The organism is uncultured Paracoccus sp. (genome assembly GCF_937873615.1).
Classification (GTDB): domain Bacteria; phylum Pseudomonadota; class Alphaproteobacteria; order Rhodobacterales; family Rhodobacteraceae; genus Paracoccus.
Window position 1 is genome coordinate 35167 of record NZ_CALMYP010000034.1, and the last position, 13355, is coordinate 48521.

General features: G+C 63.7%; 9 protein-coding genes and 1 riboswitch. Of the genes, 6 read left to right on the forward strand and 3 right to left on the reverse strand.

All coding sequences use genetic code 11. The annotated features are described in order from the left end of the window. Window positions 1-55: 55 nt before the first annotated feature. A complete protein-coding gene (gene mdh, locus Q0330_RS09340) occupies window positions 56-1018 on the forward strand; it encodes a malate dehydrogenase (protein ID WP_299477779.1) in 963 nt (320 codons plus the stop codon). Window positions 1019-1079: 61 nt separating this feature from the next. Here mdh and Q0330_RS09345 read toward each other — a convergent pair whose 3' ends face one another. Beyond that, window positions 1080-2153: a glycosyltransferase family 2 protein gene (locus Q0330_RS09345; protein ID WP_299477782.1), complete on the reverse strand. Its 1074-nt coding sequence runs from the start codon at window positions 2151-2153 to the stop codon at window positions 1080-1082. A gap of 232 nt (window positions 2154-2385) precedes the next feature. On the opposite strand from Q0330_RS09345, the gene sucC reads away from it, so the two are divergent. The 5 genes from sucC (at window position 2386) to odhB (ending at window position 9525) form a co-directional block, all read left to right on the forward strand. Next, window positions 2386-3579, forward strand: coding sequence for an ADP-forming succinate--CoA ligase subunit beta (gene sucC / locus Q0330_RS09350; protein WP_299477785.1), 1194 nt, complete (start codon window positions 2386-2388; stop codon window positions 3577-3579). A gap of 6 nt (window positions 3580-3585) precedes the next feature. After that, the gene (gene sucD / locus Q0330_RS09355; protein ID WP_299477788.1) at window positions 3586-4470 is read left to right on the forward strand and encodes a succinate--CoA ligase subunit alpha; all 885 of its coding nucleotides are present in this window, start codon (window positions 3586-3588) and stop codon (window positions 4468-4470) included. Window positions 4471-4520: 50 nt separating this feature from the next. Then, complete coding sequence (locus Q0330_RS09360; RefSeq protein ID WP_299477791.1) at window positions 4521-4922, forward strand: hypothetical protein; 402 nt, start codon at window positions 4521-4523, stop codon at window positions 4920-4922. 75 nt (window positions 4923-4997) lie between these two features. Then, window positions 4998-7967, forward strand: a complete 2970-nt coding sequence (locus Q0330_RS09365) for a 2-oxoglutarate dehydrogenase E1 component (protein WP_299477794.1) — start codon at window positions 4998-5000, stop codon at window positions 7965-7967. A gap of 1 nt (window position 7968) precedes the next feature. Beyond that, window positions 7969-9525: a 2-oxoglutarate dehydrogenase complex dihydrolipoyllysine-residue succinyltransferase gene (odhB, locus tag Q0330_RS09370; protein WP_299477797.1), complete on the forward strand. Its 1557-nt coding sequence runs from the start codon at window positions 7969-7971 to the stop codon at window positions 9523-9525. A 71-nt stretch (window positions 9526-9596) separates the two neighbouring features. Here odhB and Q0330_RS09375 read toward each other — a convergent pair whose 3' ends face one another. Beyond that, a complete protein-coding gene (locus tag Q0330_RS09375) occupies window positions 9597-12155 on the reverse strand; it encodes a membrane-bound PQQ-dependent dehydrogenase, glucose/quinate/shikimate family (RefSeq protein WP_299477800.1) in 2559 nt (852 codons plus the stop codon). Window positions 12156-12527: 372 nt separating this feature from the next. After that, on the reverse strand, window positions 12528-12995 hold the full coding sequence (locus Q0330_RS09380; protein WP_299477803.1) for a 6,7-dimethyl-8-ribityllumazine synthase: 468 nt from the start codon (window positions 12993-12995) through the stop codon (window positions 12528-12530). A gap of 67 nt (window positions 12996-13062) precedes the next feature. After that, window positions 13063-13193, reverse strand: a riboswitch (FMN riboswitch). Window positions 13194-13355 lie beyond the last annotated feature (162 nt).

The following is a 13355-nucleotide window of genomic DNA, read 5'->3' on the forward strand; positions in this document are numbered from 1 at the left end:
GTTGGCGACCGTCTAACCCATGCCACGACCATTAGACCATTTCCCGGAGGAAACCATGGCTCGTCCCAAGATCGCTCTTATCGGCGCCGGCCAGATCGGCGGCACGCTGGCTCATCTGGCCGCGATGAAGGAACTGGGCGATGTCGTCATGTTCGACATCGCCGAAGGCACGCCGCAGGGCAAGGCGCTGGATATCGCCGAATCCGGCCCGGCCGAGGGCTTTGACGCCACCCTGAAGGGGACCAACGATTACGCCGATATCGCCGGCGCCGATGTCTGCATCGTCACCGCAGGCGTGCCGCGCAAGCCGGGCATGTCGCGCGACGACCTGCTGGGCATCAACCTGAAAGTCATGAAATCGGTCGGCGAAGGCATCAAGGCCCATGCTCCGAACGCCTTCGTGATCTGCATCACCAACCCACTCGACGCGATGGTCTGGGCGCTGCAGAAGTTCAGCGGCCTGCCGGCCGAGAAAGTCTGCGGCATGGCCGGCGTGCTCGATTCGGCGCGTTTCCGCCACTTCCTGTCGCTGGAATTCGGCGTCTCGATGAAGGATGTCACCGCCTTCGTGCTGGGCGGCCATGGCGATACCATGGTGCCGCTGGCCCGCTATTCGACCGTCGCCGGCATCCCGCTGCCCGATCTGGTCAAGATGGGCTGGACCACGCAGGACAAGCTCGACGCCATCGTGCAGCGCACCCGTGACGGCGGTGCCGAGATCGTCGGCCTGCTGAAGACCGGCTCGGCCTTCTATGCGCCGGCGACCTCGGCCATCGAGATGGCGGAAGCCTATCTGAAGGATCAGAAGCGCGTCCTGCCCTGCGCCGCCCATGTCGACAATGCCTATGGCTTGAAGAACCTCTATGTCGGCGTGCCGACCGTGATCGGTGCCGGCGGCATCGAGAAGGTCATCGACATCAAGCTGGACAAGGACGAACAGGTGATGTTCGACAAGTCCGTCGACGCCGTGAAGGGCCTGGTCGAGGCCTGCAAGCAGATCGACCCGTCGCTGGCCTGATCGCGTCCTCGCACGGAAAATCGAGAACGGCGCGCCCCCCGGGTTGCGCCGTTTTTCTTTTCTACCGCGCCATCAGGGGACGAGGATCGAACCCGATCCGCTGATCCAACAGCGCCAATGCGTCGGCCTCATGCGCAACCAGAGCACGGTCGAAAGCCGCCGGGCTCAGGTCGACCCGGTCGCCAAATAACGCTTGCGTCTCGGCCTGAATCGAGGTCCCGGCATAGGTTATGCCGCCCAACTCCTCCAGCATCAGCAGTTCTTCGGCACTGACGGCCTGCATGTCGCGCCAGAGCGTCGTCATCGCCTCGGGATCCCGCGCATTTGCGATGGCATGCCCGAATTGCAGCTTGCGCGCCTTGGATGAAGGAGAGGAGAGCCCATCCAACACCACCAAGCCCCGCCGCAGCATCTTCATGATATATTGCAGCCGGGTCATTCCGTTGAAATGCAGCAGCCGCACCGCCTCGCTGCGCCGGGACCGCAGGTCGCAGCCTGTGGCCTTGCGGCTGCTGGCCGGGCGGTGGATGTTCAGCACATAGCCGCGCCCGGCCCGCACACAGGCCTTGCCGACATCGTGACCGCTGAGCCCGGAATTCAACCGCTCGGCCCGTTCGGCCCCGTAAAGCGCCGGCCCGATCAGGCCAAAATCGCTCAGCGGCAGCCGGAAGGCACCGGCGAAGATATCGGCACCGATGTCACCGCCGGTCCAGACCCGCTCCTCAACCGTCAGCAGCAGCCATTCGATGCCCTCGGGCACCCGCGCCAACTCGTCCTCGAAAGAGGCGTCGAGGCGCAGAAACTCGTCCGCATCGCAATGGATCAGCCAGTCGAGCGTCGTTTCCCCCAGAATCCGCGTCGCGTTATAGCTCTGCCGCGCCTGGTGCCGGTCGGGACGCTTGCCGCCCCTGTCCTTCCAGCCATCCTCGCCGGATCGGTGCAGGATTACCTTCGGAATGCCGGTCAGCAGCAGTTCGACCTCAGGGTTCGGGCGGTCGAGGAACAGGTGCAACTCGCTCGCCCCGATGGCCAGGTGATGCGCGACCCAGGCGGCCAGAAGCGCCGCAGGCTCGTCCACCGTCGCCACCACGCCCCAACGCGGTGGCTGCGTCGGCGGGGAATCATCGTCGGGCAATGCGTGCTCCTGCTGCGTTTTTCCTCGCCATGATCCTTCCTGCACGGGCCGGCGGATGCAACCGCACATTCGGATCGCCGCATAAGACGAGGCTTTGTGATCACATGATTTCTAGGCGTGATCACAATGGAAGGTTTTTTGCCAATTCCATCGAACAGCGCACAAAAAAGGTTCATCCCTGCATTCGAATGTGCCAGAAACTCCTGCAAACCGTATCAAAAAGAGGTTTGCCATGAACATCCACGAATACCAGGCCAAGTCGCTGCTGCGCGATTATGGCGTTCCGGTCAGCGACGGTCGCGTCGTGACCCGTGCCGAAGACGCCAAGCGCGCCGCCGGCGAACTCGACGGCCCGCTCTGGGTGGTCAAGGCCCAGATCCATGCCGGTGGTCGCGGCAAGGGCAAGTTCAAGGAAGCCGAAGCCGGCGAAAAGGGCGGTGTGCGCCTGGCCAAGTCGACCTCGGAAGCCGAGGAAATGACCCGCCAGATGCTCGGCCGCACGCTGGTCACCCATCAGACCGGTGCAGCCGGCAAGCAGGTGAACCGCATCTATATCGAAGACGGCTCGGACATCGAGACCGAGCTTTATCTGGCCCTGCTGGTCGATCGCGGCTCGTCGCGGGTCAGCTTCGTCGCCTCGACCGAAGGCGGCATGGATATCGAGGAAGTCGCGGCCTCCACCCCGGAAAAGATCGTCTCCTTCAGCGTCGATCCGGCCTCGGGCCTCAGCGATTTCCACGGCCGCCGCGTCGCCTTCGCCCTTGGCCTGACCGGCCAGCAGGTGAAGCAATGCGTGAAGCTGGTGAAAGACCTCTATCGCCTGTTCCTCGACAAGGACATGGAGATGCTGGAGATCAACCCGCTGATCGTCACCACCGAGGGCAATCTCAAGGCGCTCGACGCCAAGATGGGCTTCGACAATAACGCGCTTTATCGCCACAGCGACATCTTCGCGCTGCGCGACGAGACCGAGGAAGATCCGAAGGAACTCGAAGCCTCGAAATACGACCTGAACTATATCGCGCTGGATGGCGAGATCGGCTGCATGGTCAACGGCGCCGGTCTTGCGATGGCCACGATGGACATCATCAAGCTTTACGGGGCGGAGCCTGCGAACTTCCTCGACGTGGGCGGCGGCGCCACCAAGGAAAAGGTGACCGAGGCCTTCAAGATCATCACCTCGGACCCCAACGTCAAAGGCATTCTCGTCAACATCTTCGGCGGCATCATGCGCTGCGACATCATCGCGGAAGGCATCGTCGCCGCCGTGAAGGAAGTGGGCCTGCAGGTTCCGCTGGTCGTGCGTCTGGAAGGCACCAATGTCGATCTGGGCAAGAAGATCATCAATGAAAGCGGGCTGAACGTCATCGCCGCAGATGACCTGAAAGACGGCGCCGAAAAGATCGTTAAAGCGGTGAAAGGATAATCACCAATGGCCATCCTCGTAGACAAGAACACCAAGGTCATCACCCAGGGCATCACCGGATCCCAGGGCACCTTCCACACCGAACAGGCGATCGCTTACGGCACCAAGATGGTCGGCGGCGTGACGCCGGGCAAGGGCGGGTCCGAGCATCTCGGCCTGCCGGTCTTCAACTCGGTCCACGAGGCCGTGGCGAAAACCGGCGCGACCGCGACCGCGATCTACGTCCCCCCGCCCTTCGCGGCGGATTCGATCCTGGAGGCCATCGACGCCCAGATCCCGCTGATCGTGGCGATCACCGAAGGCATCCCGGTGCTGGACATGATGCGCGTCAAGCGCGCGCTGATGGATTCGCCCTCGATCCTGATCGGGCCGAACTGCCCCGGCATCATGACACCGGACGAATGCAAGATCGGCATCATGCCGGGCTCGATCTTCCGTCGCGGCTCGGTCGGCGTCGTCTCGCGTTCGGGCACGCTGACCTATGAGGCCGTCAAGCAGACCTCGGATGTCGGCCTCGGCCAGTCCTCGGCGGTCGGCATCGGCGGCGACCCGATCAAGGGGATGGAGCATATCGACGTGCTGCGCATGTTCCTTGAGGACCCGGAAACCGAATCGATCATCATGATCGGCGAAATCGGCGGCTCGGCCGAGGAAGAGGCCGCGGAATTCCTGGCCGAGATGAAGAAGAAAGGCGTCTGGAAACCCACCGCCGGCTTCATCGCCGGTCGCACGGCACCTCCGGGCCGGCGCATGGGCCATGCCGGTGCCATCGTCTCGGGTGGCAAGGGCGATGCGGAATCGAAGATCGAGGCCATGAAGAAGGCCGGCATCATCGTCGCCGACAGCCCCGCCCAGCTGGGCGAGGCCGTGCTGAAAGCCATCAAGGGCTGAATGTTTGACATACCGCATCCCCGTACCAACTATGGGGATGCGGAATCTTTGTGCAGCAGGTTGACATGACCGAGGCCAGCCACGCCCGAGATAACAGCGCCCCCGCCTCTGCGGGACGGCTGCTTGCGCCGTCGGCGGTGATCGCGGCGCTGACACTTTCCGCCTGCGGACCACGCAATACCGACGAAGTCCTGCGCGGCGGTGTGCCGGCGCGGACCAACCTGCCCCATGCCAGCGCCTTGCCACCTGAATCCGTGCGCACCGTCGCGCGCCGCGATTACGGCTGGCGCGTGATCTATCATCCCGCCTCTGCCCCCGCCGATGCCGATCATCGCGCCGCTGCCGCGCTTTGCGGGCTGGAAAGCCGCCGCGTGGGCCGGGTCGAGCAAGCCATGCAGGTCTCGCCGCTGGACGATCCCGGCAGCCGCATGATCGACATCTACTGTGCGTGAGGCGGACATGAACATCCCCTTCACGACCCGCACCCTTTCCGACAGATACGGCCCCTTTCTTTCCGAGGTTCAATCATGAACGACCAACCCAAGAACGCCGACTTCCACGATTCCTCCTTCCTGCAGGGCCATAACGCGACCTATGTCGAACAGCTTTACGGCCAATGGGCGCGCGACCCGCAGGCGGTCGATGCCGCCTGGGACCGCTATTTCGCGGCGCTCGGCGACAGTGCCCAGGACGCGGTGGCCGAGGCCGCCGGGCCGAGTTGGAAACGCGCCGACTGGCCGCCGATGCCGGTGGGCGACAATATCTCGGCGCTGACCGGCGAATGGCCGCAATCGACCAAGCCCGAGGCCAAGGCCGCGATGGAAAAGATCGCCGCCAAGGCCGAGGAGAAGGGCAAGCAGGTCGACCCTGCCGCCATGCGCCAGGCGGTGCTCGATTCGATCCGCGCGCTGATGATCATCCGCGCCTTCCGTATCCGTGGCCACCTTCATGCCGAGCTTGACCCGCTGCGGCTGCGCGAAGTGCCCGATCATGGCGAACTCGATCCGACAAGCTATGGCTTCAGCGAGGCCGATCTGGACCGCCCGATCTTCATCGACAATGTGCTTGGCCTCGAAATCGCCTCGATCCGGCAGATCGTCGAGCTGATGAAGCGCACCTATTGCGGCACCTTCGCGCTGCAATACATGCATATCTCCAACCCCGAGGAAGCCGCCTGGCTGAAAGAGCGGATCGAGGGTTACGGCAAGGAGATCCAGTTCACCCAGAATGGCCGCCGCGCCATTCTGAACAAGCTGGTCGAGGCCGAGGGCTTCGAGAAGTTCCTGCATGTGAAATACATGGGCACCAAGCGTTTCGGCCTCGATGGCGGTGAATCGCTGATCCCGGCGATGGAGCAGATCATCAAGCGCGGCGGCGCGCTAGGTGTGCAGGAAATCGTCTTCGGCATGCCCCACCGGGGCCGCCTCTCGGTGCTGGCCAATGTGATGAACAAGCCCTACCGCGCCATCTTCCACGAATTCCAGGGCGGCAGCTTCAAGCCCGATGAGGTCGACGGCTCGGGCGATGTGAAATACCATCTCGGCGCCTCGTCGGATCGCGAGTTCGATGAGAACGTCGTTCACCTGTCGCTAACCGCGAACCCCTCGCACCTGGAAGCGGTGAACCCGGTCGTGCTGGGCAAGGCCCGCGCCAAGGGCGACCAGTTGCATGACACGCCCGACCGCACCAAGGTGTTGCCGGTCCTGCTGCATGGCGATGCGGCCTTCGCCGGTCAGGGCATCGTCGCGGAATGTCTGCAGCTTTCGGGCATTCGCGGCCACCGCACCGGCGGCACCATCCATATCGTCGTGAACAACCAGATCGGCTTTACCACGGCGCCGCATTTCAGCCGCACCTCGCCCTATCCGACCGATATCGCGCTGATGGTGGAAGCGCCGATCTTCCACGTCAACGGCGACGACCCCGAGGCCGTCGTTCACGCCGCCAAGGTCGCGACCGAGTTCCGGCAGAAATTCCACAAGGACGTGGTTCTGGACATCTTCTGCTATCGCCGCTTCGGTCACAACGAAGGCGACGAGCCGATGTTCACCAACCCGCTCATGTACAAGGAAATCAAGGGTCACAAGACGACCCTTCAGCTTTACACCGAACGGCTGGTCGCCGACGGGCTGATCCCCGAAGGCGAGATCGAGGATATGAAGGCCGCCTTCCAGGCGCATCTGAACGAAGAGTTCGAGATCGGCAAGAACTTCAAGCCGAACAAGGCCGACTGGCTGGATGGCAAATGGACGGGGCTGGAAAAGGAAGGCGCCGAATACACGCCCGGCGATACCGGCATCGCGCCTGAAACCATGGCCGAAATCGGTCGCGCCCTGACCACGCCGCCCAAGGATTTCAACCTGCACAAGACCGTCGGTCGCCTCATCGACGCCAAGAAGCAGATGTTCGAGACCGGGCGCGGCTTCGACTGGTCCACGGGCGAGGCGCTTGCCTTCGGTTCGCTGCTGGTGGAAGGCAGCCGGGTCCGCCTGACCGGGCAGGATTCGACGCGCGGCACCTTCAGCCATCGCCATTCGGCCTTCATCGACCAGATGACCGAGCAGCGTTACTATCCGCTGAACAATATCCGCGAGGGGCAGGCCCGTTACGAGGTGCATGACTCCATGCTCTCGGAATATGCGGTGCTGGGCTTCGAATACGGCTATTCGATGGCTGAACCCAATGCACTCACGCTGTGGGAAGCGCAGTTCGGCGACTTCGCCAATGGCGCGCAGATCATGTTCGACCAGTTCATCTCCTCGGGCGAGAAGAAATGGCTGCGCATGTCCGGCCTGGTGATGCTGCTGCCGCATGGCTATGAAGGTCAGGGGCCCGAACACTCCTCGGCCCGGCCGGAACGCTTCCTGCAGATGTGCGCCGAAGACAACTGGATCGTCGCCAATGTGACCACGCCGGCGAACTATTTCCACCTGCTGCGCCGCCAGCTGCATCGCAGCTTCCGCAAGCCGCTGGTCATCATGACCCCGAAATCGCTGCTGCGTCACCCGATGGCGATCTCGACGGCGGAAGAGTTCCAGACCGGTTCGATCTTCCACCGTGTGCTGCATGACGACGCGCAGCGCGGCAATTCGGATACCAAGCTGGTCAAGGACGACAAGATCAAGCGCGTCGTGCTGTGTTCCGGCAAGGTCTATTTCGACCTGCTGAAAGAGCGTGACGAGCGTGGCATCACCGATGTCTATCTGATGCGTCTGGAACAGTTCTATCCCTTCCCGCAGCAATCGCTGCTGAAGGAATTGGGCCGGTTCAAGAATGCCGATCTGGTCTGGTGTCAGGAAGAGCCCAAGAACCAGGGCGGCTGGAACTTTGTCGAGCCGAATCTGGAATGGGTGCTGGACAAGCTGGGCCACAAGGCCAAGCGCGCGCGCTATGCGGGCCGGGCAGCGGCAGCCTCGATCGCGACCGGCCTCGGCTCGCGCCACAAGGCCGAGCAGGAAGCGCTCGTCAGTGACGCGCTGACCATCGAAGGAAAGTGACATGACCACCGAAGTCCGCGTGCCCGCACTGGGCGAATCCGTCACCGAGGCCACCGTCGCCACCTGGTTCAAGAAACCGGGCGACGCGGTCGCGGTCGACGAGATGCTGTGCGAGCTTGAAACCGACAAGGTGACGGTCGAAGTGCCTGCCCCCGCCGCCGGCGTGCTGGCCGAGATCGTCGCCGCCGAGGGCGAGACGGTCGCCCCCAATGCGCTGCTGGCGCAGATCGACGAAACCGGCAAGGGCGCGGTCTCCGCGCCCGCCGCCGCCCCGAAACAAGCTGCCGATCAGGCTGCAGAACAAAAACCGGCCGCCGAAAGCCCGGCCAAGAATGCTCAGGAAGGACAGACGAAGATGAGCGGTAAGGCAGTTGATGTGATGGTGCCCACCCTGGGCGAATCGGTGACCGAAGCGACGGTCGCGACCTGGTTCAAGAAGGTCGGCGATGCCGTCGCTCAGGACGAGATGCTGTGCGAGTTGGAAACCGACAAGGTCTCGGTCGAGGTGCCCTCCCCCGCCGCTGGCGTGCTGGCCGAAATCCTGGCCGAGGAAGGTGCGACCGTCGATGCCAAGGCACGCCTCGCAGTGATCACCGAAGGCGGTGTCGCCTCGGCTTCGGCACCTGCTGCCGCAGCCCCTGCCCCGGCTGCCGCTGCGGCGGCCCCTGCCGCCTCGGGCAAGGATGTCGAGGATGCGCCCTCGGCCAAGAAAGCCATGGCCGAGGCTGGCATCAGCCGCGACGCCGTGCAGGGCTCGGGCAAGGATGGACGGGTTATGAAGGAAGACGTGGCCCGCGCCGCTGCGGCCCCTGCCCCGGCCCCCGCCGCACCGCGCGCGCCTTCTGCCCCGCAGGATGCAGCGCGCGAGGAGCGCGTGAAGATGACCCGCCTGCGCCAGACCATCGCGCGGCGCCTGAAGGACGCGCAGAACACCGCCGCCATGCTGACCACCTATAACGAGGCGGACATGCTGGGCATCATGGAGCTGCGCAACGAATACAAGGACCAGTTCGAGAAGAAGCACGGCGTCAAGCTTGGCTTCATGTCCTTCTTCGTGAAAGCCTGCTGCCACGCGCTGCGCGAAGTGCCGGAAGTGAACGCGGAAATCGACGGCACCGACGTGGTCTACAAGAACTTCGTCAATATGGGCGTGGCCGTCGGCACCCCCTCGGGTCTGGTCGTGCCGGTCGTGCGCGACGCCGACCAGAAGAGCTTCGCCGAGATAGAGAAAGAGATCGCCGAGCTTGGAAAGAAAGGCCGCGACGGCAAGCTGACGATGGACGAGATGCAGGGCGGCACCTTCACCATCTCGAATGGCGGCGTTTATGGCTCGCTCATGTCCTCGCCGATCCTGAACCCACCGCAATCGGGCATCCTCGGGATGCACAAGATCCAGGATCGTCCGATGGTTGTGGGTGGCGAGATCGTCATCCGCCCGATGATGTATCTGGCGCTGAGCTATGACCACCGCATCGTCGACGGCAAGGGCGCGGTGACCTTCCTCGTGCGCGTCAAGGAAGCGCTGGAAGACCCGCGCCGGCTGCTGATGGATATCTGATCCGGGAAAGGATCTTCGGAAAAGCAAAAGCGCCCCGGGCTGTTGTAGCCCGGGGCGCTTTCTTGTGCCGGCTATTGCTTCAGCGCATAGGCGATCAGGTAATCGCCGCGCACCTTGACGTTATGGCGCGCGCCGGCGGCCTGAACGAGGATGATCTGGCGGCCGTTCCTGTCGGTATAGGTGATCGGCACCGACTGGCTGCCCACCGGCAGGCGGTCCTTCCACAGGGTCTTGCCGGTCTCGGTGTCGATGGCGCGCAGATAGAAATCCTGCGTCGCGGCAAAGAAGCTGAGACCGGATTTCGTCGTCAGCAGCCCGCCAAGCGTCGGCATCCCGGTGTCGAAGGGCAGTTTCGTCGACAGGCCGAAGGGGCCGATGTCGCGGGTCGTGCCCATCGGGATCTGCCATTTCACCTGCTGGGTCGCCATGTCGATGGCGGTGACCGTGCCATAGGGCGGCTCATAGCAGGGCGTGCCCAGATACTTCAGCGTGTTGTAGTCGATGAACATCTGATAGGGGGTGCCGCGCATCGGCCCGCCTTCGCTGCCGCCGCTCATGTCCTGACCGCCGGTGGTTTCCTCGGGGATCAGGTGCGAGCGGTTGATCCAGCGCATGTCATTGACCAGCAGCAGATTGCGGCTCTGGTCGAAGGACACGCTGCCCCAGTTCATGCCGCCGGTCTGGGCCGGATATTCGAAATAGACATCCGTCGAGGGCGGCGTCATCAGCCCGTCCCATTTGGTCTTCATGGTCCGGATCCGGCAGTACAGATGATCCAGCGGCGTCATGCCCCAGGTGTGCTGCTGGTCCAGAATGCTGTCATCGACCCCGATCTGCGGCATCCCGGTCGAGAAGGGCTGCGTCGGCGAATAACGCTCGCCCGGGATATTGCCCTGCGGCACCTCCTGCTCGGTCACCTCGGTCAGGGGCGTGCCGTCGCGGCGGTCCAGCACGAAGATCTGGCCGCGCTTGGTGATCTGGACCACGGCAGGCACCACGGTGCCATCGGCTTTCGGGAAGTCGATCAGCCCCGGCTGGGCCGGCACGTCGTAATCCCACAGGTCATGATGCACGGTCTGGAAATGCCAGACCGGCTTGCCGGTATCGAGATCCAGCGCCACCACCGACGAGCTGTATTCGTCGTCGAAATCGCGGCGATGCCCGCCCCAGTAATCCGGGGTGGCGTTGCCGGTCGGCAGATAGACCATGTTCAGGTCGGGATCATAGGACAGCGGCGCCCAGACATTCGGGGTGCCACGGGTATAGGTCTCGCCCTCGGGCGGCAGTTTTTCGATGGCCACATTGCCCATGTCCCAGGCCCATGCCAGCTCGCCGGTCAGGGCGTCGAAGGCGCGGACCACGCCGGGGGCCTCGCCCACGGACTGGTTGTCCATGACCCAGCCGCCGATGACGATCTTGTCACGCGCCAGTGTCGCCCCGGTGGTCGGCATGTATTGACCGGCGGGATAGCTGCCCATCCCTTCGTGCAGGTCGACGAAACCGTCCTTGCCGAAACTGGTGCAGACCTTGCCGTCCGAGGTGCGGATGCTGGTCAGCCGCCCATCGGCGGTCGCCATGACGATGCGCGGGCCGCAATCCTCATTGGCGACGGCGGTCTGGTTGTAATCCGGCACCCCGGCATTGGTGGTCATGGCATTGGCATCGGCGATCTCGGTGCCGCCGGCGTTTTCGGTATTGGTGGCGACCGCATCGGCAACCGGGTCGATGACGGCTGCCGCTTCCTCGGCTGCGGTAGAGGCGCCGGGGTCATTGGCCGGCATATCGGTCTCGTTCGTGCCGGCCGGCAGCAGCGCCGGATCGACATAGGCGATGGAGCGGCAGCGCATCCAGATCGGCGCCGAGGCCTGCGGGTTGAACTGCCACTTGATTTCGCCGGTGGCACCGTCAAGCGCGGTGACGACGTTGTTATAGGCGCAGTGATAGACCGTGCCATCGACATAGATCGGGGTGTTCTGGTCGGCATTGCCCTGCAACGCGTTGGGCACCTGGCCGTGCTGCGCGGTCCAGAGGACCTCCAGCTCGCCGACATTGGCCGGGGTGATCTGATCGAGCGGCGAATAGCGCACGCCCTCGCCGGTGCGGCCGTATTCGCGCCATTCACCGCCCATGGCCAGCGTCCGCTCGGTCTCGGTGCCGGCGGTCACCGGGACATCGTTGCGCACGATCCCATGCGGGAAGAACATCGCCCCGATATAGGCCGCGAAAGCCCCGAGAAGAGCAAGGCCGGCAAGTTGCAGCCCCCTGCCGCCCTGACGACCATCATCGCGACGGAAAAGCGGTGCCGCCAGCAACAGCACCATGCCGATGACCATCGGCGCGGCCAGTCGCGGGACCGAGGCCCAGAAGCGGAATCCGACCTCGTAGAAATTCCACAGAATGGTGAAGATGAAGACGATCAGATAGATGTAAAGCCCGTCGATCCGGCCCTGAAAGACCCGCCAGCCCGACACGGCCAGCCCGATGCCGGCCAGCACATAATACCAGCTGCCGCCGAGCGAAGCGAGATACGCACCGCCGCCGAGCAGGGCCAATCCTGTGGCGATCAGAACAAGCCCGATCAGCTTGAGAAACCAACTCACCTGGCGGCGATCAGAAAAGAAGTCGGTCATGCGAATCCCCCGAGTCAAGACAGGTTAATCAGGTCGTCATGAGGGCCGGGGAGCAGAGAGAGAGCAGCGAGTCGCACCCGTCCCGAGATCAACAAAAGGTGAGACAGGACTTGAGAAAGGTCAAGTGTGACCTCCCCTCATGACGAAGATGTCGCAGGTCATATCCCGTTCATATCGCGTGCATATTTCGTACATACCCCGTCAATACACGCAGGCGATGCACAGGTTTTACGCGGCGCAGCAGCGGTCTGGGCAATCCGAAGGCGCCCGACATTGGCCCGGCCCGGCCAGGTCGATAGTCGGACCCACAGCAAAAGACCCGCCGAAGCCGGCGGGCCTAGCTTGGCGATACGGAACTGGTCCGTCAGCGGATCAGGCTGCGGACCTGACGGCCGGTGCCAGCCCGGCATGGCTTTGCGCGACCGAAACCGCAGCCTCGGCGGCCTCGTGGCCCTTCTTCACGAAATGCGCGCGGAAGAAGCCTATATGCTCCACGGTCGGCTGGAAGTGATGCGGCGTCAGCGAGACGGACAGGACCGGAACGCCGGTCTTCAACCCCGCCTCCATCAGTCCCGAGACAACCGCCTGGGCCACGAAATCGTGCCGGTAGATGCCGCCATCGACGACCAGGGCCGCCGCCGCGACCGCGTCATATTCGCCGGTCTCGGCCAGTTTCTGCGCCAGCAACGGCATCTCGAAGGCGCCGGGGACGTCGAAGACCTCGACCTCGGCGCCGGGGGAAAGTTCGGCCAGCCGCGCCCGAAAGCCGACAAGCGCCTGATCGACGATTTCGGCATGCCAGCCGGCCTTGATGAAAGCGAATTTGGGGGATTTTGTCACAGCTCTGGTTCCTTTCAACATGACAAGATCCCAGAGCGTCAGAAGCGCACAGGAAAACCCCTGTTCGCCCCATTCTCTACCATCCGGACTATGACCGTCGGCCCCGGAATTCCACCGGATCTGCTGACCCATCCCGAAGGATGGCGCTCGCGGGCTGTAACCGCCGGTGGGGAGTTTCACCCCGCCCTGAGAATGACCCACAGCTAGAAAGCCCTGGCGGGATTGTCAATCTTGACCCGGCAATTCGGTCAGGCATGAACCATTGCTTAACCCGCCGCCTCTAGGGTCGGATCATGCGATTCGGTTCCACCCTGCTGCGCCACCCGATCCCCCGCCCGCAAATTGAACGCGGCGCCCGGG

Excerpts from the sequence above, each read along its gene's own strand:
- Q0330_RS09365 (WP_299477794.1), top strand. The coding sequence starts at position 4,998 with ATGAACGACCAACCCAAGAACGCCGACTTCCACGATTCCTCCTTCCTG.
- mdh (WP_299477779.1), top strand. The coding sequence starts at position 56 with ATGGCTCGTCCCAAGATCGCTCTTATCGGCGCCGGCCAGATCGGCGGC.
- sucD (WP_299477788.1), top strand. The coding sequence starts at position 3,586 with ATGGCCATCCTCGTAGACAAGAACACCAAGGTCATCACCCAGGGCATC.
- sucC (WP_299477785.1), top strand. The coding sequence starts at position 2,386 with ATGAACATCCACGAATACCAGGCCAAGTCGCTGCTGCGCGATTATGGC.
- Q0330_RS09375 (WP_299477800.1), bottom strand. The coding sequence starts at position 12,155 with ATGACCGACTTCTTTTCTGATCGCCGCCAGGTGAGTTGGTTTCTCAAG.
- odhB (WP_299477797.1), top strand. The coding sequence starts at position 7,969 with ATGACCACCGAAGTCCGCGTGCCCGCACTGGGCGAATCCGTCACCGAG.